28 protein-coding genes are annotated in these 22,741 nt (G+C 37.7%); 16 read left to right on the forward strand and 12 right to left on the reverse strand.

All coding sequences use genetic code 11. The annotated features are described in order from the left end of the window. Positions 1-109: 109 nt before the first annotated feature. The 5 genes from R7P80_RS18020 to R7P80_RS18040 all read right to left on the reverse strand — a co-directional run bounded on the left by R7P80_RS18020 (position 110) and on the right by R7P80_RS18040 (position 3,998). Positions 110-1,528: a hypothetical protein gene (locus R7P80_RS18020; protein WP_229624028.1), complete on the reverse strand. Its 1,419-nt coding sequence runs from the start codon at positions 1,526-1,528 to the stop codon at positions 110-112. Positions 1,529-2,205: 677 nt separating this feature from the next. Then, entirely contained in the window at positions 2,206-2,574 is a 369-nt protein-coding gene (locus R7P80_RS18025; protein WP_116921301.1) for a hypothetical protein, read from the reverse strand. Positions 2,575-2,588: 14 nt separating this feature from the next. Further along, positions 2,589-3,131, reverse strand: a complete 543-nt coding sequence (locus R7P80_RS18030) for a hypothetical protein (protein ID WP_021485780.1) — start codon at positions 3,129-3,131, stop codon at positions 2,589-2,591. A gap of 46 nt (positions 3,132-3,177) precedes the next feature. Then, the gene (locus R7P80_RS18035) at positions 3,178-3,714 is read right to left on the reverse strand and encodes a hypothetical protein (RefSeq protein ID WP_318087180.1); all 537 of its coding nucleotides are present in this window, start codon (positions 3,712-3,714) and stop codon (positions 3,178-3,180) included. An 11-nt stretch (positions 3,715-3,725) separates the two neighbouring features. Next, positions 3,726-3,998, reverse strand: a complete 273-nt coding sequence (locus R7P80_RS18040) for a hypothetical protein (RefSeq protein WP_020330870.1) — start codon at positions 3,996-3,998, stop codon at positions 3,726-3,728. A 271-nt stretch (positions 3,999-4,269) separates the two neighbouring features. Here R7P80_RS18040 and R7P80_RS18045 point away from each other — a divergent pair, with 271 nt between their 5' ends. The 6 genes from R7P80_RS18045 (at position 4,270) to yiaA (ending at position 10,573) form a co-directional block, all read left to right on the forward strand. Continuing rightward, positions 4,270-4,905 (forward strand): DUF5011 domain-containing protein, encoded by a 636-nt coding sequence (locus tag R7P80_RS18045; RefSeq protein WP_229624030.1) that lies wholly within the window; start codon positions 4,270-4,272, stop codon positions 4,903-4,905. 150 nt (positions 4,906-5,055) lie between these two features. Further along, positions 5,056-7,449 (forward strand): hypothetical protein, encoded by a 2,394-nt coding sequence (locus R7P80_RS18050; RefSeq protein ID WP_318096730.1) that lies wholly within the window; start codon positions 5,056-5,058, stop codon positions 7,447-7,449. A gap of 449 nt (positions 7,450-7,898) precedes the next feature. Further along, a complete protein-coding gene (gene abiEi / locus R7P80_RS18055) occupies positions 7,899-8,429 on the forward strand; it encodes a type IV toxin-antitoxin system AbiEi family antitoxin (RefSeq protein WP_021486189.1) in 531 nt (176 codons plus the stop codon). 3 nt (positions 8,430-8,432) lie between these two features. Further along, positions 8,433-9,344 (forward strand): nucleotidyl transferase AbiEii/AbiGii toxin family protein, encoded by a 912-nt coding sequence (locus tag R7P80_RS18060; RefSeq protein WP_116921299.1) that lies wholly within the window; start codon positions 8,433-8,435, stop codon positions 9,342-9,344. Between the two features lie 21 nt (positions 9,345-9,365). Then, complete coding sequence (locus R7P80_RS18065; RefSeq protein WP_116921298.1) at positions 9,366-9,992, forward strand: hypothetical protein; 627 nt, start codon at positions 9,366-9,368, stop codon at positions 9,990-9,992. A 125-nt stretch (positions 9,993-10,117) separates the two neighbouring features. Then, a complete protein-coding gene (yiaA, locus tag R7P80_RS18070; RefSeq protein ID WP_085762126.1) occupies positions 10,118-10,573 on the forward strand; it encodes an inner membrane protein YiaA in 456 nt (151 codons plus the stop codon). Between the two features lie 45 nt (positions 10,574-10,618). Here yiaA and R7P80_RS18075 read toward each other — a convergent pair whose 3' ends face one another. From R7P80_RS18075 to R7P80_RS18090, 4 genes are all read right to left on the reverse strand, one after another. Continuing rightward, positions 10,619-11,629 (reverse strand): hypothetical protein, encoded by a 1,011-nt coding sequence (locus R7P80_RS18075; protein ID WP_020330878.1) that lies wholly within the window; start codon positions 11,627-11,629, stop codon positions 10,619-10,621. A gap of 96 nt (positions 11,630-11,725) precedes the next feature. Continuing rightward, positions 11,726-12,157: a hypothetical protein gene (locus tag R7P80_RS18080; protein WP_020330879.1), complete on the reverse strand. Its 432-nt coding sequence runs from the start codon at positions 12,155-12,157 to the stop codon at positions 11,726-11,728. Positions 12,158-12,231: 74 nt separating this feature from the next. Next, positions 12,232-12,705 carry a hypothetical protein gene (locus R7P80_RS18085; RefSeq protein ID WP_116921297.1) on the reverse strand — a complete coding sequence of 158 codons (474 nt, stop codon included), beginning with the start codon at positions 12,703-12,705 and terminating at the stop codon, positions 12,232-12,234. 10 nt (positions 12,706-12,715) lie between these two features. After that, positions 12,716-13,102, reverse strand: a complete 387-nt coding sequence (locus tag R7P80_RS18090) for a hypothetical protein (RefSeq protein WP_094133572.1) — start codon at positions 13,100-13,102, stop codon at positions 12,716-12,718. A gap of 146 nt (positions 13,103-13,248) precedes the next feature. Here R7P80_RS18090 and R7P80_RS18095 point away from each other — a divergent pair, with 146 nt between their 5' ends. Beyond that, positions 13,249-13,959: a hypothetical protein gene (locus R7P80_RS18095; protein WP_318096731.1), complete on the forward strand. Its 711-nt coding sequence runs from the start codon at positions 13,249-13,251 to the stop codon at positions 13,957-13,959. A 37-nt stretch (positions 13,960-13,996) separates the two neighbouring features. Here the strand turns inward: R7P80_RS18095 and R7P80_RS18100 are convergent, their stop codons facing one another. From R7P80_RS18100 to R7P80_RS18110, 3 genes are all read right to left on the reverse strand, one after another. Beyond that, on the reverse strand, positions 13,997-14,164 hold the full coding sequence (locus R7P80_RS18100; protein ID WP_152490480.1) for a prevent-host-death protein: 168 nt from the start codon (positions 14,162-14,164) through the stop codon (positions 13,997-13,999). 41 nt (positions 14,165-14,205) lie between these two features. Further along, positions 14,206-14,457 (reverse strand): hypothetical protein, encoded by a 252-nt coding sequence (locus R7P80_RS18105; protein WP_038128688.1) that lies wholly within the window; start codon positions 14,455-14,457, stop codon positions 14,206-14,208. Between the two features lie 313 nt (positions 14,458-14,770). Next, positions 14,771-15,427 carry a hypothetical protein gene (locus R7P80_RS18110; RefSeq protein WP_256430132.1) on the reverse strand — a complete coding sequence of 219 codons (657 nt, stop codon included), beginning with the start codon at positions 15,425-15,427 and terminating at the stop codon, positions 14,771-14,773. A 119-nt stretch (positions 15,428-15,546) separates the two neighbouring features. Between R7P80_RS18110 and R7P80_RS18115 the strand changes: the two genes are divergently transcribed. The 9 genes from R7P80_RS18115 to R7P80_RS18155 all read left to right on the forward strand — a co-directional run bounded on the left by R7P80_RS18115 (position 15,547) and on the right by R7P80_RS18155 (position 22,200). Next, a complete protein-coding gene (locus tag R7P80_RS18115; RefSeq protein WP_038128691.1) occupies positions 15,547-16,062 on the forward strand; it encodes a hypothetical protein in 516 nt (171 codons plus the stop codon). Between the two features lie 61 nt (positions 16,063-16,123). Further along, complete coding sequence (locus tag R7P80_RS18120; RefSeq protein ID WP_020330884.1) at positions 16,124-16,681, forward strand: hypothetical protein; 558 nt, start codon at positions 16,124-16,126, stop codon at positions 16,679-16,681. Between the two features lie 61 nt (positions 16,682-16,742). Beyond that, positions 16,743-18,188 carry a hypothetical protein gene (locus R7P80_RS18125; protein ID WP_318096732.1) on the forward strand — a complete coding sequence of 482 codons (1,446 nt, stop codon included), beginning with the start codon at positions 16,743-16,745 and terminating at the stop codon, positions 18,186-18,188. 14 nt (positions 18,189-18,202) lie between these two features. Beyond that, positions 18,203-18,823 carry a DUF262 domain-containing protein gene (locus R7P80_RS18130; protein WP_045592086.1) on the forward strand — a complete coding sequence of 207 codons (621 nt, stop codon included), beginning with the start codon at positions 18,203-18,205 and terminating at the stop codon, positions 18,821-18,823. 156 nt (positions 18,824-18,979) lie between these two features. After that, the gene (locus tag R7P80_RS18135) at positions 18,980-20,089 is read left to right on the forward strand and encodes a hypothetical protein (protein ID WP_241619276.1); all 1,110 of its coding nucleotides are present in this window, start codon (positions 18,980-18,982) and stop codon (positions 20,087-20,089) included. 50 nt (positions 20,090-20,139) lie between these two features. After that, positions 20,140-20,712 (forward strand): hypothetical protein, encoded by a 573-nt coding sequence (locus tag R7P80_RS18140; protein WP_200859686.1) that lies wholly within the window; start codon positions 20,140-20,142, stop codon positions 20,710-20,712. Positions 20,713-20,811: 99 nt separating this feature from the next. Continuing rightward, a complete protein-coding gene (locus R7P80_RS18145) occupies positions 20,812-21,354 on the forward strand; it encodes a hypothetical protein (protein ID WP_045592084.1) in 543 nt (180 codons plus the stop codon). Positions 21,355-21,530: 176 nt separating this feature from the next. Further along, positions 21,531-21,860: a hypothetical protein gene (locus R7P80_RS18150; protein WP_038128695.1), complete on the forward strand. Its 330-nt coding sequence runs from the start codon at positions 21,531-21,533 to the stop codon at positions 21,858-21,860. A 115-nt stretch (positions 21,861-21,975) separates the two neighbouring features. Then, complete coding sequence (locus R7P80_RS18155) at positions 21,976-22,200, forward strand: hypothetical protein (protein WP_045592077.1); 225 nt, start codon at positions 21,976-21,978, stop codon at positions 22,198-22,200. Positions 22,201-22,741: the final 541 nt, after the last annotated feature.

The following is a 22,741-nucleotide window of genomic DNA, read 5'->3' on the forward strand; positions in this document are numbered from 1 at the left end:
GTGAACCGTGAACTAAGACTATTTTTAAGTCAAAGTCCACGGTTAATAGTCCTCATTTCAACTTATTTAGCGATTTTCATCCACGGCTTATAATCCTCATTCGCTAAGATTATTTGTATCTACTTAACAAAAATTGAATTCCGCCAGAGTGAACGATGTCGAAATGTCGGAATCTCTCACCGTCATGCTCAACAAAAATGTCTGATTTGTGCTCATTGCAGAACTCAGCAAACTGTTTGCTATCAACCTCATCTTTGCCGAACAGGAGTACAAGCTTGTAGTAATCCTCTTTGTCTAATGAGTCTTCAAGCGTGAATTTTTCGTTCAGACGAAGTCGTGTTCTCTTATTAATGAATGACTCCCATCCATCAATTTCTTCATCTGACCAGCGACTAGACCAATTAGCAATGAACTTTTCATTATCTTTTAGAAGGTCAGCATTTCCTCTTACGCTAATATATGAGTTGATGAACCGTGTGCTAAAGTGAAGAGGTTCACCTTCGTATTGATCTAGCAATTCTGCTGTCTTCTTAACGATTTCAGGTAAGTAATTTCTATCAAGAAGCGTTTCGCTAGATGGTTTTGTTGAGTTTTGAATAGCGTAATTGGCAATGTCGGTAATAAACACATCTTCCAATTGAAGCTTATCTTTTACTCGTCGTTTGTTTAGATAGCTGTTCAACAGCATAGTGATTGACGTGTAATTTTGGAAATGGACAGGATTTTCAGCGCCTTCTTCCCAACATTCATCGCAAGGGAGTTTCAATAATTCATCCAATCCAATTTCCATTACAAGCTCTACTGCCGCTTCAGTAAGGTTCTTTCCATCGAGCTTATTGTCATATAGGTACTCATCATTGAAAGATGATCCAAAGGTTCTGGTCGCCTGCTCTAACTCAGAAAGAAAACCATATTCACCGTATTTTCCAAGCTCCATGATTTGGATAAGTTTTGGTTTCAATTTGTTCTTATGAAGAAGTAACGGTAAGTATGAATGTTCAGCGATCCAGCCTTCAATATCTTCGCAATCACCTACAGGGTAATCCGCGTTGTTGATGACGTTATAAAGTAAGGACTCTTCCATAAAATACTTTGTCATAAACAATGGAAATTTCAGGTCTACCACGCCATCCTTAATGAACAGCTTGTACACCATATCTTCGCTGATTTCTTTTGGGATTTCTTCAAGGTTAAATAGGATTGCGAACAACTCTCCTTCCTTGAATTGTTCAAGAATATTTAAAGCATCACGCTTTACTTCTTTATAGGCAAAGCGGGTCTCAGAAAGCTTTCCATTTTCGTCCATATAAAAGGATAAGATGTGATGAACAAGCTCAATGACCTTTGGGCGAGTAATCAATGTGTTTTTGTGGGTTCTGAGAGATTCAAGGTATTCAGAGAAAAGGTCTGGGATATCGTGACCAAGAAAGAAAATAGCTCCTGCACCTTGATTACAATCATGAATTGGGCTGAGATCAAAACCAGCTAGGATTCGGTTTTCGAATTGGTCGGGGTCAACAGTGAACATAAAAAATTCCTTACCTTATAATGTTTATAAATATACATCATTTAGAGTAAAAGTAAATAATTTATCTTTATAGGATAATAATTAATTTCAAAACAACTATTGATCACAACCTCTTATATAAAAACTCTTCGTTTGAGCTTGCTTCGTAGCCTTTAAATCTGATCAGATAGTATACAAAAAGTGGGTTTGCTCTGTACTTATCGCTTTCCCAGATACCACCTGCTTTTACATAAATGAGAATCCGCCGTTCAATCCTAATGATTCTAATAACCCCAAACCAACCGCAATAAATCTTGTTTCTCATGAACGACTTGCGCAAAGGATGTCTGTAACTTAGAACCTTCATTTTCCATAAGGGAGTCTGATACTTTAATGCTTGATGAAGTGGTTGAACCAAAAAAGGGTTCACGAATGAAACAATCGGGAGTAAGACTGCAAAAGGAAGGCAAAGTGTTAAAAATTCAATTACTGGCTTGGCATCATCTGTATTTGTTAACAATGAGTCCAAAGATAACACCATAGTAAAATACATATAACCAAAGACACAGGCGATAATGGCGATCAATCTGGACATAAATAATGGTTAAACAAATACATTGCAAGTCCTGGTTTGTGAATTTGGGTAAGTTTATTGAAACTACCGTTAGATACCGAATCTAACAGTGGTTTCAACAAAATTAGTTGCTCTTAGCTTGATTGTATCGGTCTTTTTGTTCGTTGACAGATTTCGTCACTTCATCACGGTCTTTACCGCTCATCAACATACGAACCTGAATGGACTGCTGATCAAAAAAACCTTTAGGCCAACATCGAGTTTCTCCAACTAGCTCCCCTTTTTCGCAAACTGAGAGTTTATTCTCATTAAACTCGAATGAAAATGGTTTAATTTCATTTTGAGCCACGCCAATTCGGAGTTCATTAAACATCAAGGATGTTGCTACATGTGCGGTATCGCCATCTTTAAGGCTCTTGCACCAATCATAAACGTTCCAGTCTGAAACGGCGTGTTTGTTATCATCTGAGATAACGACATTAATTGTTTTCAAATTAAACTCCGAGGTTAAGCAGGAACAATCTTCCAGTTTTTGTAGCCAATTGCTTGCGAGTGTCTTTTGCTAAAATCTGTTTCTTCAAGCTTGAATCCATTTTCCTCAAGAGACTTTAGCATGATGGATTTAATTTTTGATAGATACTCTGGCAGAGCTTCACCATTTTTGCCAAAACGCTCAATTGAGTTCAGTGCTTCACTTACAGAAAAGTACTCTTGTTCTTCATAACCGCTTTCTGTTTCGTAAAACGCAGAGGCAACCCAATCACCGAAACTAGAGATCTGACCATATGATGCAGTAGGATATTGATTATGAAAATCGTGTTCACAATCATCTTTCTTGAAGATGTATCCTTTAGCCAATTGAGACTCATCATATTCATGCGGAACATCATGCTCTGAGACGCACGTTAAATAGACAATCTCTGTACTCTCGGTATCTTCACCATGAGGGGTTAAAGAGTGAGATGTTCGTGTTCTGTTTCCTTTCAGATCACGAAGCCAAACAGTATGACGAACGAATGGGTGTTTTTGACCTACTTGAAAACGGCTCATGGTGCATCCTCTTAATACTTAGTTGTTAGTTGTGTTAAGTTGAGGCTTAAGCCTCAACAATTTTCAATAGCTCTTTGTTTTTGTCTTTGAACAATTTTGATAGTTCATCTTCTTCAAACTTGAAGCCATTAACGTCTACCGCTTGCTTGATCTCATTGATGACCAGTTCAAGCTTTTCAGTCAGACCATGTAGAGCGCCAAACATCGAGATATCGTTCAAAACATTTTCAGCAAGAACGTATTTCAATAGGCTTGGTTCACCAGAATCATCGCTTACAAGAGCTTTAACGATGTAATCACCCGCCGTTGATAACTGAGCATAGCTTGCTGATGGGTATTGATTATTGAAAATTACATTTTGGTCTTCGCCAGTGAAGGTGTAGCCCGTTGTTTTGTCGTTCGTGTAATCAATGGAGACTTCATGCTCTTCTTTGCAGGTAAGGACGACAAACTCTGTGCTGATAAGAGGTTGGTCTAACATGCTGGTGTAAAAAAGAGTGCCGTTCGGTTTGCCATTTTTATCCAAACTAACGAACTGGTGGCGCATAAACAGGTATTTCTTTCCAGGCTCGAATCGGCTCATGGTGTTTCCTTTTACTTATTTTTCGAAATGGTAATGCCAAGATAGTCGATTACGATTTCAATATCGGCATTAGAAAGTGGTTCCGAGATCTTAAATGCTCGCTTAGAACATTGTTCATCAAGGTTTAGTTTTTGGTTTAGAAGCAAAGAAACTTGAGTTTCTGTATCTGGCTCTACAATTTTTAATTGATTAAAAATCTCATCAACTTCATGTTCTGACAACGCGTTGGTGGTCAGGCAGAGCCTTGCACAGCTTCGTTTAATCTTAACGTTTACAGTAATCATTTCTGAATCCGAACTTTATTTTCACTGATTATATATCAATCACACCAAAGGTCAAGAATAAAATTATTTATTATTTACAGCCATAAATAGTCATTTGAGCACTAAATGTACCAATAATCACAAAACACTTAACAAATTCATCAGGATACGCAGAATAGCCTCACACTTAATGAATATTCAAAATAAAATATATTTACAGAACTAATAAATATCCTTACATTTAAGCCTCGCCATTTTTGGCGATATTTCATTAATTTCAAAGAGTTTTTTTATGAAAAAATTAGCTATTCTGTCTTTATCTGTACTCGCATCCACAGCTTCTTTTGGCGCATTAGCATCAAATTTTTATGTTCAGCTAATGGAGGATACGGATTCTGGGCTGTCTACAATAGATGCGGTGACTTCTGTGTCAACTCCGACTATCAAGTTTAAGGCTCGACGTGACTCGGTGTTTAATTACACCCTGGTAAATAAGACTACTGGCGATTCCACGACTGATAGTGTGATTTTGCCAAGAATGATAAGCTATCGATTAATTAAATTTCCATACTTGGTAGATGGAGAGTATGAGATGACCTACCGTAATTCTTATTACGGTCCTGAAATTAAAAAAATGAGCTTTGTGATTGATTCGTCTGTAGATGCGTACAAGGTAGAGCACCGCGTGTCAGGGGATGAGGTTATTTTTACTTCGAAAGTTGAACCAGATAGCTTATTCGAAGTCTCATTCCATCCAGAGAATACGATGGAAAAAGTTGGCGCGTTGGTAACGTCTGATAGTAACGATGGTTATGTATCAGCTAGCCTACCGTTGATTAATGGTGAGTCAAATTATACGGTGACTTATAAAGTGACTGATAAAGCAGGCAATAAGAAAACAGTTACAAACTTGCTAACAAACTTGTAAATCACAAATAGATTTTAAACATAAAAGGGAGGCTAAAAGCCTCCTTTTTTATTTTCATTAATAATCACAGCACAAAACTCATACAAGACTATTGCGACTCACTAGATTATGTGTCAATATCTGACACATAATCTAAAAAGGAATGTCAAAATGCGCAATCTAAGCTATGAACAAGAAATGAATAAGCTCATTGAGGAAGTCGGTCACGTTATTGTTGGTCGTGTGATTCGAGGTGAGTTAATCAATAGACTGTACATGCTGTTTGGCATTTCTCGTACTAGCCATCTGGCATACTTAAACAACTCAGATTCTGTCCCTGATTACATCTGGAATCAGCTAGACACCTTCAATAGCCTCCCTCCATTTCAAAAGGTTAAGCTAGTATTCGAACGATGCGTTGATTTAACCGATTTACCAGCAGATAAGGCGCTGTCGCAAGTTATCAAAGGCTGGGAAATTATGACTGGCAGTCCTTTCGATTCGGCAGATAAAGTTCGATATGCTGGGCAATTTGATGTGAAAAAGGTGAATGAGAAAATTCAATCTGTCATGGCAAATGACCCAAGCTGTATTGGAGCGGGTCTTCTATTTAGCTCGTACTTTGAAACATGTAAAAACCTCATTAGCTTCGAGAGCGTAAGAAATGTCTTGAATCAAGATAGCCACCAACACAGAAATCTGGCTGGCTACACTTTAGGAACATTGTTCCTAGAGAACTCAGTGCTAGCTCATGGGATTAATCAGTTTAAAGAAAAGTGCCGAAACGTAATCGAATTCTATAAGCCTGGCGAACAAGTCAAAGATGAACTTTTTGATCGAGCATTTCACATTTATCTTCGGGCAAAACACGACTTTACCGACTTCGCAAAATACTGCGTTTCTAGAAGTGCAAAGGTTGCTTCAAACGAACAGCTTAAAATCCAAGAGCAGATCTTTGTCTTTAACAGTGTTGAACATTTGATTGAGCAGTCTTCTATGATCCCTAATGGCTTCTCATTAAGCATGATTCGCCCAGAGAGAGCGTTCGATAGCTTCTTTGCGATGATTGTGAAATCAGGTGAAGACATTCACCTGTTAACTGACAAGCCTAAATCCACAATGTTCCAGAGAGATGCTATGAGTAGTCGAAATCAGCGCTACAATCTTAGTCGCTACGAAAACTCATACTTCCCTTATGAAATGATGAACCTCCAAGTAGAAGATAACGGTCGGGTGCTCGTGGAATCAGAATCGACAGAGGTTGCTATTTCAGATTCTGGTCTAAGAGTTCTTGGTACAGTACGCTCTATGTATAGTGATAGTATTCTATGGCTGACGTTCCTAATGGAAGAGTGTCGAAACCAGCTTATTAGCAAGAAGCTGGCTTTGCCGAACTTGAGCTATGTTTCTCAGGAATCAGTATCACATGCTTTGCTTGAGAGCAAATCAGGGGTATCAAACCTGCCTGTTAATTACCAGGTAAATACTTCCATTAAGGTTAAGAAATCAACCGAATTAAATAGAGATAATTTCCTGGTTAGCAACCCTCGGGCAAAACGCTTTATGCACAAAAACCATTGGATGGAAGATAAGTTCGATAAGAAAATTGATCAGGCATTGTTATATATCCCTGCTGAACTTTCTTCCGCGAGTAACCTATTGATTGAGAATAAGCGCGGCAAGGTTTCTTTAGCTACAACCGATGGTGAAGGAAAATCTATTGAAAAAATGGGATTAAAAGCTTTGCCTAGTACATCAGTTGGTACAGCAGAGGAAATCCAAGCAGAAGCCGATTTGATCGCAAGATATAATAAATCGGTCATGATTAGCAAACTTATGAATGAGGAATTCGAAGCCAATAAGGTGAAAATGGAAAAATGGATTGCTGAGAAAATCAGTAAGAACCTCCCTACCCTTATGGACGATATTATTTCCCTTAATCATGATCGCTTTGCTATCGGGGGTGCTTATCTCAAGATGGTTGAGGATGGAACCGCTCCAGCAGGAAGGAAAAGAGAACTTGTGCGTCAAGTGCATGTTAAGAAGCACAAGGGTTATTATGACAGTAGAAGTACGCCAACTGAATTGCAAAAAGCTCTAGAGATTAGAGATAAAAACAACTACGCATACTGCTACATTACTGGTGATGAGCCAGACCTTAGCTTCTATTTGAATGTGTCCACTGTTTACGATCTCATGCTGCTAACTGGATTGTCAATCGATGAACTTCCAGTTGAATTGAGAAACTGGAACTCTCGATCAGATCAAGTAGCTGATAGAATGAGTGATTGCTATGACCCAGTTGAGGCTTTAGCTAACCCTTGGGATAACTTAAAGATCTTTTTGTCTATCCCGTTATCTAAGAGTTATGTTCTTAAGAGACGTAAGGAGCTTGGCGTAAAAGGTCGGTTTGTTAAGCCTCTGAACTACTATGATTGCAATGAGGATCCAAAAGCAGAGGAATGGTATCGTTCATTGTTTAATGCTCAAGTGGCTAGAGGTGAAAATCGAGTTGCAGCAAGGCAATCATATTCTGTAAGACCAGAATTCCATTTTTATAGCTAATAACAAATAAAGGGATTTTTTCGAAAATCCCTTTTTTTGATACCTAGATCACTGCATTTCATGCGCATAAACAATACAATGCATAAATAAACCAAATAAAAAATCAAACAATAATAAAAGGATACCTATCATGAACACTCCATTCAGTACTTAAGAAACACCACTCACTCGTTAGGCGCGTGTTTTTTTCATGTAAGCACAAACATAAGTTATCAGTAAAGGTATGTTTTATTGCCTTTTTCGTAGACTTGTGTGTTTTACTGTTCGCCAGACAAGTAATCACCAAAGATAAGAAAAGTTCCCCTTCGAGTGGACTTTGGATCACCGCACTATTTTTATAAGTCATCGATAAAGATAAATTTTGTTACCCTTATTGTATACTTGGCTGAGTTATGCTAGATTAAGTACACATTAAGAGGAATAATTTATACCTAAGAAGTTGACTTAAAATGAACACTCAAACAGCATTACAAAGACTATACAAATTCGACGCTAAAGGTATTTATGTTTATACCAAGCGCGACCTTCGACGTGTCTTTTTCGATGATGCTGACGAAACCTTCAAAAAAGGTCTATCACGTTTAGTAAAGTCAGGTATCCTCGAATCAGCTTGCAAAGGTATTTATGTCTTCGCCTATAGTAAAAATAAAGGCGCGAACACAATTGAATTAGTAGCTGGGGCGTTAAGAAGGGGTGAATACAATTACATCTCACTTGAATCAGCACTATCGGAATATGGACTTATTTCGCAAATTCCAATTTCTACACTAACTGTTATGACTACTGGGCGCAGTGGGCGGTTCAAAACTTTGTATGGAATCATTGAATTCACAAAGACAAAGAGAGATGCGCTTGATATACTGAATAGTACAAATAAAACCGATAGACACTTAAGATTCGCAAAGAAAGAAGCAGCATTGCGTGATTTAAAACGCGTGGGTAGAAATACTCATATGCTGGTCGATGCGGAGGATGAATAAAAAATGAATAATAGTAAATTTAGTGATTTGGCTAAGGTAGCAATGGCTAACCCTAACCTAAAAAATATGAGACCAGTCGTTGAGAAAGAATTGCTTCACTACGATATTTTATATGCTCTTGAGAAAGAAGGTTTCCTGGATGCATTAGTGTTTCAAGGTGGTACATCACTACGTCTTTGTCATGGTGGAAATCGATTTAGTGAAGATTTAGATTTTGCTGGTGGTAAAGACTTTACCAGTCAGCATTTGCGTCCAATCAAAGAGTGTATCGAAGATTACATTTGCTCACGCTATGGCGTTGATGTTGCTGTGAAACAGCCAAAAGAACTGCGAGATCAGCCAGCATACAACGAAATCAAAGTTGATAAATGGCAGATTGCAGTGACGACTTCTCCATCTCAAAAAGATATGCCTAAGCAGAAAATAAAGCTTGAGATTGCGAATATTCCTGCATACACATCTGAGCCATCAGCTTTGAATATTAACTACGATTTCTTGAAAGAGTACGAAAACACAATCATTATTACTGAAACTCTTGAAGAAATTATGGCTGATAAGCTTGTCTCGTTGCCTGCTTGCCAGAAGTATGTTCGTTTTCGTGATATCTGGGATTTAGCATGGTTGCAGCAACAAGGTGCTCAAATTAACCCTGAACTCATCGAGAAGAAGCTTAATGATTACAAAATTCAGAACTATGATCAGCTTCTAACTAGCGCAGTTCAACGACTTCCATCTATGGTTAATGATAAGAAGTTTCTAACCGAGATGCAGCGATTTATCCCTGCGGACGTATTAGAAAGAACGCTTGAGAAAGATAAGTTCAATCTTTACCTTCAATCGGCACTAGGTGGAATGTTCAAAGAGGTGAACAACGAGCTATACGGCAAGAAGCAATCATTCGAATTTAATATGTAAAATTTGTTAGGGAAATTATAAATGAATTCTGAAATCACTGTTGATAAAAAGATCAGAGAGCTTAAGGAAGGAGCTTCTTTGAAGAATAAGTTTTATTTGTTAGATAATACAAATGGAATGCTAAAGAAAATTGCTTTATCTAAAATGGAAGCTTGTGACTTATCAACATACAAAGATCTAATCAACAATACTGAATGTGAAGTTATTTCATGTAGCTTCCTAGTAAAAAATGGAAAAGTGGTAGCTATTTATGATGCGAATGTATATCACCTTACCATGAATTCAGATTTTACATTTAATTTTGAAGACTCGTTGATTTCAAACGCTAGCAAGAAATATGTCAAGCTGCTAGTTGAAAAAGAGTTTGTCGATTCTGACTATGCTTACATTCTAACAAATCTCGCCTCTAAACTTGGTTTAGTTCGTGAGATTAAGATGGATAATATTCAAAGCCTTATTCCTAGTTGCTCTGTTGAATATGAGAAACTAACAGTTACTCAGCATATGCTAAACAAAGAAAGCAGTGATGATAAAGAAAGAAAGTATTATCAATCAGCTTTAGAAATGTATAACCGAGAGGTAGCTTTGGGTTTAAAAGTTGATAAAGCTGTCCATTCTCAGTTAAAGGATACATGCGCAAAGATGTGAACGGCATGACTTAGAAAATAGATTAACTCAATAACGCCCTATATTGTTCTCAGTATAGGGCTTTTTGTTGTTATTGATATTCGCTCCTGATAGTATGTTATTAAATTAATAAAAGAGAAATAATCATGGATAAGTCATTAGCACCTACCAGACCATATGTATTAACAGCATTGGTTGCTTTGGGTATAGGAGTATTCACCTATTTGATCGGATTGATAAATGCAAACCTTCAATTCAATGAGAAAGGGTATTACTTTGTGGTTTTGGTATTTGGTTTATTTAGCGTTATCACGCTTCAAAAAACCATTCGAGATGAATCCGAAGGTTTAAAAGTTACTTCGGCATATAAGAATCTGAACATATTCTGTGTAATTATTGCTTGCGCTTTAATGTTCATCGGTCTTTACAATGTGGATACACTTCTTCTAAATGAGAAGGGATTTTTTGGTATTGCGTTTGTCATGAGCTTGTTTAGCTCAATCGTAGTGCAAAAGAATGTTCGAGATCTCGAATACTTTAAGAGTAATTCTAAATCAGAGAGTAAAAGTAATTTTGATGCTCCTGAGGATGAGCAGAAATAGGTTAGAAATGAATGTGAAAACACCCCATAAGAATGGGGTGTTTTTTTATATTGATGGAGAGTTATCCATGTATTGCTCATAGTCTCTGCCGTAGTATCGTTTGTATCCAATCATAGAAGTAGCAAGAATATTATTGTACTCTTTAACCATTCTACTAACTGGCTCTATAGATGGGTGTTTGTCAGAGAGCTGGTTCATTGCTTTTGCTACCGCGAAAGCGTCACTTGATTCAGGCTTTGGAATGTCGCTGGAAATCCTGATATTCAAACCTGAAAGCTCTTTAAGTGATAGCAGCTTAGCATCACTTTCCAATCCATGCTCAACAATGCCTGTAATGTATCCCATGCTTGAATAGTCCTCGTTCTTACCTTTTAGGTCAACCAGGAGTGTTGCGAAAACATCACTGCCATAAAAGATTCGGGATTGTCCGTTTGAATAGCTACCACTGGTTTGTAGGTTATTCAGAGAGCTTCTTAATGGTAAATTGTGTTCAAGGAGGATATTCCCCCATGAGGCAACGGATAGCGCCCCCTTTGCAATCTCAGATAAATCTTCCGAACTTTGGGTGTAATCAGGCTGAGACTTAACAGAGAACTTTACTGTTTCATGTAAAAAGTCATGAAGTGCCTTATTCTGGTGGTTTTCACTATCTAACCCGTGAATAATATCAAAGAATTTCGCATGTAATCCAGATGCGGTCAAATGGTTGATATCTGGCACAACTGAATTCAATTTATGGATATTATGAACAATGTTCTCTCTCAACTCTTTCTGTTTATCAATATCGTGTTGATTTACACGATCTTCATAAGTTGAAATGTTGGATTCAATGTTGTCGTTGACGATATAGGTAAAAAGAGCTTTCTCATGCTCTAATCTGCCATCAGGTGTATTTATATCGGCATCTGTGAGATTTAGATCTTTGAACAGTTGTTCGATAGAGTTTGCAAAGTCACGCTCATGTGGGTTTGTACTCTGATTGTGATTTTGTTGAATGTGAGACAGTGTTTTTACTGTTTCTAAGATTAGCTTAGTGCTTTTTAATGGGGTAGACATAATAAAACCTTTTCTTTTTATTATATCCGAATATTTAATTAATTAATATAAACCGCCCATTCGATGAGGGCGGTTTCTGATATAAATAATGACTAATTAGCCAAGATTTAGCTCTTTTTTCATTCGAATGTAGTAGCGCTCAGTCAGATCCCAGATTTCTCGGAATACAGTGTTGCAGTACTCACCATCATTGAACAAGGTTACTAGATCGTAAGCTTCGCCACGTAATGACTGAATCTGAGAAACAATCGATTGGAACTCATGATCGTTAGCTGTCAGCATTACTTCTTCACGAATATGAGCCATTTCAAGCGCCAGCTTATGATTTCGAAGCTCAAGCAGAAGATTACTTAATGCGACCCAAAATGCGCGTTGGCTACTGTAGCTTTTACATGCAGACTTGTAGTCTTTTTCTTTCAAAATGAGGATAAGAGTTTGCGCAAGGGGGCTGGTTTTACTTGCAGGGATTTTCTCTTTCTTCATTTTTGCAAATCGGTTGTAGCTATCGAGTTTTTTATGGTTGTCCATTCTTTATGCCTTATTCAAGTTTTTAATTATTATCTATACATGAATTAATTAGTCAATTAAAAAATAACTGTAAATCAGTATTGGAGGTTTTTTGTGTAATCCTTAAACAGATCTAGATTGTCTCCAATCAACGCCACACCGAAATATGTCGGGAATGCGTTGGAGAAAGTTTCAACTAGCTTACCCTCTGAATCGGTCAACCAAGAATGCGGGAACCAATCACCCCCACTACCATCAGGATAAGCAACTTGTGCAAATCCAGTGAAAATGGTGTCACCCTCTCCTGCTTCTTGAAGCACATTTGAATGGCATTTTCCTAATGGGAGATCGCATACAATCACAGATTCATTTGGACGGACTTTGAATACCTTGGCATCGCTGCCAAGGAGTAAGTCAATGAATAGGTCTTCTTGCTCGCCATAGTGGTTCTCTGTGTCCATTCCATCCTTATCAGGGATAATGGCAAAATCAGGCTCGCAACCTTTTTCAAAAGAAGCGGATTTATTCATTAACTTTAATAGCTGATGCATTTTTGGATGTGTGGACATAAGTTTAACCCTACGCGGCTGGCATCATGCAAACATGAGATTCTTCGAATTTAATTTCTGCAACCACAGCAAGTAAAGAATTCTGATCATCATCATAATCTGAAATGTCTACCCCTTGGTTTTCGGCATAATCAGCGATATCGTCTTCACCGATATAGAATGTCTCTTTAACGAGAGAATCAACCAATTCCTCAACAGATTCTGGTGATTTGTTGACTGTTGGTTTTCCGTTAGACTCAATCATGTGCTCAGAATAGTCCACTTGAGCTACAGTAACCTCACCAGTCTCTTTATCAAGGATTGTGAACTGTAGGCAGTCTGGATCTGATAAAGTCCAGCCTTGCTCAAGCATTTGATTAACGAAAGACTCAATGATGTTTGAAGTTGTTTTGTTCATGGTGGTTTCTCCTTTTGTTTGTTCTTATTATACACAGCAGGCAATCACAGTCAACAATACTTTAATTATTTAATAATTATAAAAAACATTGACTCTAGCTCATATTACTATATAATTGGAACACTTAAAGAAAAAAGGAAATCACTATGTCATACACCGCTAAATACAAAACACCAGGGATGTTAAAGGCACGCATCCAAATTAACTCATCTAAGCTACATATGAGTTTAAGAGGTAATGTATATCCTTTCGAAAATGAATTTCACAGCGTAAGCTTCTCAGTAGATGTTCAGCACCCGACAAAAGATCGTGTTTCTGTAATGGGTATCGGTCATGGCGGTTGTTCGTTTACGGGCAGTCAAGCGGTGATGATTGCAAAAGCTACACAGGAAGCCTTGTTTGAAGCACAGCGCTTGTCTGCCATTGTTGATGAGTTTATTTCTGAACCGACAGTAGCAGCCAAAACAATCACCAAACTGCTTGATGAAAATAAAGTGGATGAAGCAAATAAATTGCTGTGTCTAACGCCTGACATTATTTCTAACAACCTAGAAAAATCGAGCATTAACAAAAATATTGACCCGTCAAAGAGTGGTGTAAACATTTTTGAGTTTATTGTTCGTTCTGATGGTTTTGAAACAATTATTCATGCATTGGAAGCTGAAATTCAAAACGTAGACAATGATGGTGACGATTTTGAGCCTGAGGTTGATTTTGCTTTCTCTCTCATTGAAAAAGCAGGTCACGGTAGCTTACCAGGCAATGATTTTGAAGAGCGCTTAACTGCTCTAATCAATATCTTCACTATCGTTAGAGGTGGTAAAAATCTTGCTGATGCAATTAAGCAAGTGAAATAGCTTAAAGAAAAACAAGCCCCGATTGGGGCTTGTCTGTTTATTGTTCCGTAGTGCGCTTTCTAGCTGCCAGTCTATCCTTTAATTGACCGCTAGAAATTGTGCGACCTTCTTTGATATCTTTTTGAGCAAACCCTACAAGAGTTTTTAATGCTTTAGCTTCCGCTTCACTGTTTGCCTTTTCATTTGCATTTTCAGGAAGAACCATAAAATAACCTCAATTGTTTTTGACAGGCTTGCCTGTCTTTTCTATTTAAATACGAAGATTGGCGCTCCACCACTTCGGTTGGTAGTTTCAATGTATACTATTTCACTTGCTTTAACAATAATGTTCTTCGTATCTTGGCTGATTCCGAAAAACTGGATCTCATCTTTTGTTTTGCTGAGGATTACAAGATCTAAATTATCACTAACTTTAGGCTTTATCGAAGAGTTATATGTGATGTTGAGTATTCCACCTTTACCTTTTGTCATAGTGAAATCTTTTATTTTAATGACCATTTCATATGCTCCTTTAATGATTTTACTCTATAGCATATATGAACATCAGTCCGTATTCTATTTAATAGAATAAATAAAACCGCCTCAACTAAGAGGCGGTTTTCTATACGTGCTTTAACACCAAAAAGATATCTTGATTTCGCTTGTGGCGATATGTTCTATCATGAATGTGAGGATCGTGCTTTTTTAGATGAACAGCGCCTGTACCAACAAGTAAATTAATAATCAGTAATTTGATTTTGATAAATTTACGAGCTTTTTTCATTTATTTATTTTTCCTCACATTAAATAGTAGTTTGATGTTTTGTTAAAATTAGGCGATTTCGCTTAATTCAATAGAACCTTGTGCGATTACTGTTTCTGAGTTTTCTTTTAGGATTAAGAAATCTACTTTTTCATTTTTGTTTACATGTTGAAGATCATTAAGTCTTTTAGCCATATCCAGAAGGTTTGCTTCCGAAAACTTAATTTCTTCGATGTGAACTTGTTCATTGCTTTGAGAATAATGAACATTTACTAGGGCGTACTTTGCTGGTAAGTTCAGCGGCAATTGTTTCCAACTGATACATTTTTCAGTTTCAGCAAATGCTTCAAATTCATAGAATAAAGCTTCGTACTCTTCTTCTAGGCTTTCGAATTCAATACGATTAAGAATGATTTTTACAGTGGTTGAGTCAGCATTTTGACTTACAGAATAGTCGAGTACTTCTTTTCGCTCTTGATCACTTAGATTGTCGATGATTCGATCACCATTCATAACGTACTCAGGCGTGTGGTGCTTAGAATGTGGTGACATTAAGCGAAAGAATCCTGAGCCACCTAGATCATCAAAATGTACATCTTGAATGGTATTCACTGCCGTTTCGACAGTGTGCAATCCTGGTAGAACAAGCTCGACTGCAAATAAAAGCTCAAGCTTATCTGAAACAAAACAAAGTTCTTGGTCAAGTTGGTTGGTGGTGTTTTTCATGGTGTGTTTTCCTTCTTTCTTGTTTATGTGTCCATTATATGTATTTCTGATTATTAGTCAATAATTATTTACTTTCAGCTTCATTTATATATAATAAAGACAAACACAAGGAGTACACCATGAAAACTAATACTACTGATAAAACTACACCATCATGCCACCGCTGCGGCACAGAACTGAGAAGTGACGGGTACTGCATTGATGTTACTTGTCCGCATTCTGATTGGCCTCAAGATGTTGATCTTTCACGAATGGATGGTAGCGACCCTGCATACGCTAGTGAAAATCAATGCAAAAGACGTATTGAGGTTCAGGCTGTCTGCTATAGTGACGATCAGCAAAAAAGAGTTGAGTTTGATGCAGCTCCTTACTTCCACGAACAACTGATTAATGGTCGCCTTGAAAAGGTCATTCAGTCGCTTATCGATATCGAATTCGGGGGCGACTATGATTCAGACAATGTTTGTGAATTCTTCAGCGCATCACAGACTAAGCCTCTATTTGATTATCTGGATGTGGTCAATCGAGGACGACCTCAATTTGATGGCATTGTTGGATTTGAATGCCATGTTGATGAGGTTGATGTTAAGCAATGGCTTTATTCTTTTTCTCCTGAAACCCTAAGTCTTTTTTAATTATTTAATTGACCTAGATAATTAACAATGTATAATTAAGATAAAGATTAAGGGGAAACTTATGTCTATTGAATTTAGTTCAATTACTGTAAAAGAACTTTTTGATGAAGCAAATTCAGCATTTTCAGAAAATGAAATGTTTGGAGAGATTAACTCAGAAGTTCCTAGCAACCCTCGTGTATTCGGTGGTTGCAGTTACGGTGATCGACAGCAAACATGGCAAGCAATGCCTATCACAGGTGTTTCCGTTGTATCCATTGATACAACAGGGTATTCAGCATCAGGCTTCAAAGTGGCAAGTGGTGAAACAGACTTTGAGAAGGTTGTTCTGCTAAACGAAGATATGTCCTGTGATATCGATGATGCATTTCTTCTTTCTGAGCTGCTAATCGAGCTTGAGAAGCTGATTGAAAGCGGTAAGGGCGACCTTAAGGTGGCTTACTGTAGTGATTATGGAGATCACATTAATACAGCTCAAATTCATGGCGTATTTGTCGAATCTATTGGTGAGGCTCAGATGAGTGAATCAGCTTACTCTGATTCTGGCTGGGCGATTATCACAGACCATGAAGAAGACCATGATGATAAAGACCTAATGAGTGTTTACACTCTAGGCTAAGATGAAAGTGACTGGCTTCAAGTTGGGGTCAGTCATTTTTAATTAATTAATGAGAAACGTAATGAATTATAATGAGCTTTATGAAATGTTCGATGTTGAACACGATCATTTCTTACATTTAAAAGATGGTCTGTCAAAAAACATTCGCAATTTCGAAATGATTGAAACCTCTGAAAAAGATCGTCTTACTCGAATTTCAGAAAGTGTTACCAATCGAATTCTAAAGGAATTCCCAGATCTTGATGGTTTAGAATTTCTAAAAGCTATTTCTGAAAAGTTCGGTGTAAACACCAAACCAGAAATTATGCATTTTGAAAAGTTAAGTATCAATTTAAAGACCAGTGAAAAAAAACTAGAGACCCAATTAAGTTTGTTATCAAAGGTAAATGATGAACTCGCTGAGGCTAAGAAAAACTCAAAAGAATTAAATCAGTCTTCTCGATCTTTGTTAACCGCTAACCTAAATAGCTTATCAATGGTGCTGCGATTGTACAATTCGTTGATGGAAGATTATTCTCCATCGACTAAAGATTTTGTTAAACAATCTGAGATTGGATTTTTTGATAAGGTATTTAAAACTAAGAAGTTTTTAATTTCACCGACACTATTTCACATTGATTGTATTCTTGCTGCTATGGGATCGGTAGATGTCGATTTTTATACCGACCCAGAAGGATCTGCTGAAAAAGTAGCTCAATTATTTGACGAAAATGAAGCGAAAATTATCGAGTACAACCAATTACAGAATGATCTTGACCAAGCTATTGTAAGAGCTGACGAGCAAGAGGGTTTGGTATCTCGTGTTAAGCTGTCTATTGATGGTATTAAATACAATATGGGTAATGAGTGCTTAGTCCATTCGCTTCTTGAACGTATTGTGGAAACTAACGAGGAAAAGGGCTTATTCGAGGCGTTGTCTGAGAAACATCTTTTCAAGCGTTTAAAGTCATATAGAAACAAGCTAAATCTCATTGAAAAGGTCATTGCATCACTGAAACTTCAGTTATCTAATGTTGACTTGATCCTGAATGAATTAAGTGAGCCATTAGAAAAGCTTAACAAAGCCAAATCACGCGTAGGAAGAGAGCTAGTTGATTTTGATGAAAAGGCATTTTCATCTCAAATGGATCAGGCTAAAAAGGTATTTGATTCAGTAAACAAATGGTCAGTTCAAGAACAAAGCCGATTACGTAACAATCACTATGACTTTAGTACTGATGCAGGTGTGAACTTTGTTCTATTGATGATGATTAACGATATTGGTTCAGACAATGTTCCAGCATTGCTTTTCAAAGATGATATTCAGGGTTTAGATGCTGGCTCTATGGGAGTCGATATGGGTAATCTGAATGTGGACATTCCAAATCTTGAAGCTGCCATGAACTCTATTTTAGATACTTCAATTTTTGATGTTTCAAGTATTTCTATCCCAGATGTTTCGGCTCCTGCTTTTGATTCATCACCTGTTTCAGTTGATTCTTCAGCCAGTGTTGATTGTTCATTTTAAAGAAGATAGATTTTATGGATGATAAATTTTCAAAATTTCACCATGTTCTAAAGAATAATCCGTTCACTTACCCTGCTTATAGCTGCGGTACTGAATTGGAAAACTCTCTATACATGATCGCCAGATTTTGTGACAGGGACTCTCATATTAAGCTTCGAGAAAAGAGCCTTGATGAGCTTCACCCTGATGTTATTAAATCAAATATCGCCTCCATTGCTGCGCACGTACCGCCTTTTCAAAGAGATAATGATAAGTGGTCTTGTGAAATGCAACATAGCTATATCTTAAACATACTCAAAGGTTACAAAGGCTCCCCTATTTGCCTGTACACTTTGGATGATACAAAGACAAACTGTTTTGTTCTTGATGGTTTACAGCGTATCACCGCAATCTCGCGATTTTTGAGTGACCAGGATATGAAGTTCTGCATTCAAGGTGAGACCATTACAGCTAGTGAGCTTTTAGAAAGTGATCTGAGGAATAGAGTTCTTTCTGTATGTCCTTTTGACATCAAGATCTATCAATTTAAGGATGAGATTGAAGCTGTAGATTTTTATATTGAATTTAATAAAAATATCACACACAGCAAGGACGACATCCGAAGAGCTGAGCAATATCGCAAAGCAATACTTTGACACCGATATAAAAAACAAGCCTGTTCATTCAGGCTTTTTTACTTATCAAATAAAACATTAAATTTGCTTGACTAGTATTAATAAAGATATATTATAAGAAACACCAAATGGATTTAGTGTTCAATACATGAATGAACTAAAATAAAAGAGATTTTTATGAGCATCATCTTCTATAAAGTCTTTATGGCTTCATTGCCATTATTCATTGTTGTCGCTTTTGCAGTGGCACTAGGCAAGTACAAATTCAAGCATGAGATCACTAAAGGAGAAATTGCTCTTAATGCTGTTATCTCTTCAATCGTGGTTGTTGTTACTCTCGGTGCAATCACACTATACGGGATTTCAGAAACTGAGATTCTTAATGGTGAAGTAACTGCAAAGAAACGAAATACAGTGTCATGTGAACACTCTTATGAAGTATGTAAAAAGACTTCTGACGGTGAAAAGTGTGAAACGAAGTACGAGCATAGTTGGGATTACGATTGGGACGTTTACACTACTGTAGGAACTCTGACAATTGATCGTGAAGATTCTCAGGGCGTAATCGAGCCTAAGCGCTTCAAAAAAGTTGTTATTGGTGAGCCTGCTAGTGTTAGCCACACTTACTTAAACTATGTAAAGGCAAACACAATCTCGTTATTTGGTTACTCCGAGGAACAAGCTAAACAGTACCAAGATTTTGTACCCAAATATCCTACAATCTATGATTACTACCGTGTGAACCGAGTTTTGCACACTAACCCTAGTCTAACGTACTCATTGACCAGTGGATGGAACGAAAAGTTGAATAACGAGTTCCGAACTTTAGGTGGAAAGCTGCAAGCTAACATGGTGATTGTGGTGACGGATCAACCAGCATCATTTTTCGAATCACTGATTCATAGCTGGGAAGGTGGGCGAAAAAATGACATTCTTATTGTCATGGGTGTCAAAGATGGAAAGGTGGTTTGGTCTAGATCTTCTACTTTCATGAATGGTATGGGTAACGGAGTCTTACTTGCTAAGTTACGTCAAGCAACGTTAGGCTATGACCTAAAAGCTGATTCAGATAAGGTGCTTAACAGTATTCTAGATGTAACAAAGAGCAACTTTTCTCGCCATGCGATGGAAAACGAGATTTACCAATTGGCAGCTTTACCTATTAGTTGGACAAGTATCTTTATCGCAATCCTTGTCAGCATGATCTGTAGCGCATTTCTATCGTTCAAATTATCACGAAACCAAAATCGTGAAAGAGTGAATGGTCTTAATAACGGCTGGCGATAAACAGAGTCAGCCAGTAAATCAAAATCAAACAAATAGTTTAAGAGAGTATCATGAGTAAAATTAAATTCGTAAAAGGCAGTGCTACAATGGTTCTAGTATTTATTCTAGGGCTGATTGTTCTAGCTGTTGTTGGTGGCATTGCATCATTTGCTTCGTACAACAATACAGCAGTCACAATGGAAGAGAATATTGTCAAGCTAGATAAGTCTAGTGAGTCACTGTTGAGTAATGGTGCAATGACAATTCTTGAGAAGGCTAAGGTTAAGGATTCTTACGCGGAAGACTTTACGGAACAACTTCGCGTCTCTATCGGTAGCCGTAGTGCTAATGAGCAAGGCTTGGCAATGAAGTGGATTAAAGAGCACAACCCTTCAATGAATGATCAGCTATACCTTGATTTATCGGCATACATCGAAGGAATGCGTCGAGATTTCCATGTTAAACGCGATAGCCTTCAGGATGCTTGTTCAACCTATAAGATCGAGTTGCGCTCATTTCCTGGTAAAATTGCGTACAACCTATTCGGTTTTCCGAATATTGACCTAAACGATAAGTGTAAGGTTATCTCAGATAAGAATACTAGCGAAGCATTTGATACTGGTATTCAGAAATCAATTCTTTAACAGGAATTTCTTTAAAAAAGGCTCCTTACGGAGCCTTTTTTTATGCTCAAAATAGATATATTATTCACAATATTTGAGATTTCATAGGACTGTTGATTCATGACTAAAGATGAGCGCTTTGAGGCATGTTTAGCCTACTACAAGGCTAATCAGCCACCAGCGCATATCCTGGAGCAGTATAAGGAATCCCTTGATGACTGGGCTATCAAGGTGCCTTTGTACTGTGCAGAGTCAGAAACAATGAGCGGATTACATCAGTTGTTTGCCACAACTGCAATTGCCTTCGATTTATCTATGAATACAATGGATGGTTTTTCTGAGCGGTTCTGTATTCCTGATGAGGTTACTGCTTTCGAAGAACTCATCAGATGGCATCAGAGAGGTTTTAACGACCAAAGACCTCAGTACTGGGTTGCAGTTAGAAAGATTGGCTCTAAAAAGCAGTTTAAGGAGTCCTATGAGAGATTTTATCGGGAAGGTTATGGTAGTGAATTACTTCCATACGCAAAGACTGAAGATGGAAGCTTGTTCCACAGTGCGATTATATCAAGGTGGGAAAGCATCCAGGAAGACCTTGGATATGATAGAGACATGATAAATCATCTTGCAAGTTACCTTCTCTTCATTGGAGACGTTAACTGAACATTAAACGCCATCTCTGAGATGGTGTTTTTTTACCCACTCATAAGTGCAAAATTTCTAGATAATATATATAACTAGAAAACTTTGCACTTTTCCTCTCACCGCAAATTAGGGTATTGACCTAAACACGCAATGATGTATAATTAGAAACATAAATAATTAAAGAGTTTCTTTTTATGATCGCTGCCCTACCACCTGTACTAAAACACAACAGTCCAGTAACTGGGTATCCTCGTTTTTATCATTGTCATGCTGTTAAGGCTACATTTAAAGCCAACAATGAGGCTGAGGCGTTTAATGCAATCGAAATGGGTGCTGTTGAGGTTACTCAATTGTTGTATAAGAGTCTAAAGCATACATATTCAGTTGAAAGCGAAGTTAATACGGTTGTTAAGCTAAAAAGTGAAAATAATCGTGATGAAACTAAAACAAATTGTGGTCTACTCGATACCCTATCTCGCCTTAACAGCATCTGGAGTGATAGTAATCGATCAACAGTTGTTTAAAGCGAGCAAAAAAGAAACACTTGGAAAATTATTTGCTATTTATTATTGACTTCAAAATAATGTTTTAGTATAAATATAAACAACGAAGCGGAGATGCCCAGTTATGAGTACAACAATGAAATTCGTTAAGCCAGAACATGAAGAGATTCTTCGTGAATATCTAGATAAAAGCAATGTAGCCCTGGTCTTTGGTAAAGAGTTACAAGAGAAGCTGGAGAGTAAAGATATTGAAGATGGCGAAGAGGTTGATTACGATCCTTCAATGAATTCTGATGTTATTGTTGAGGTTGTTACAACAACTGAGCATCCAGTAATGATTTCGGCGCTTAGCGAAATTTAATATTGACTTTCACTTTGCGATGTGTATAATAAGAAGAGTGGAATACCCCAGATTATTCACATCGCAAGCGATGATTATCGATTGATTTGAATGACCGCTCTTTTCGATTATTTTGGATAGAGAAGTGTGTATGGACTGGATCGTAAATCCAGATGACGCAGGACAGGGTCGCGAACCGACACTGTTGTTACCCCTCAGTAGTTTCTGGTTAGGCTGAGAAGGCGTACATACGGAACCAGACGGTCATTCAAATTGATTTATAGGTGCTGGGACGGATGTCCAAGCAGGCTAACAAAATGGTATGGTGCCTTATGGTGGCGAAAGCCACCACCCCTTAGGGGAAGGACAAGAACACATGGCGTGTGGCTCAAAGGGTGCCGAAAGGCACCCGCCCTTAGGGGTTATCGCCAAGAACACTATGGTGGTGTGGTTCCTTAGGGAGTCGAAAGGCTCCCAGCTCTTTGAACCAGACAACCAGCAACAATCATGGTGCGTATAGGTGGCGAAAGCCACCTGCCCTTCGGGGTTGCACAAGAACACT

It is taken from the genome of Vibrio sp. 2092 (assembly GCF_033339635.1).
GTDB classification, from domain to species: Bacteria; Pseudomonadota; Gammaproteobacteria; order Enterobacterales; family Vibrionaceae; genus Vibrio; species Vibrio alginolyticus.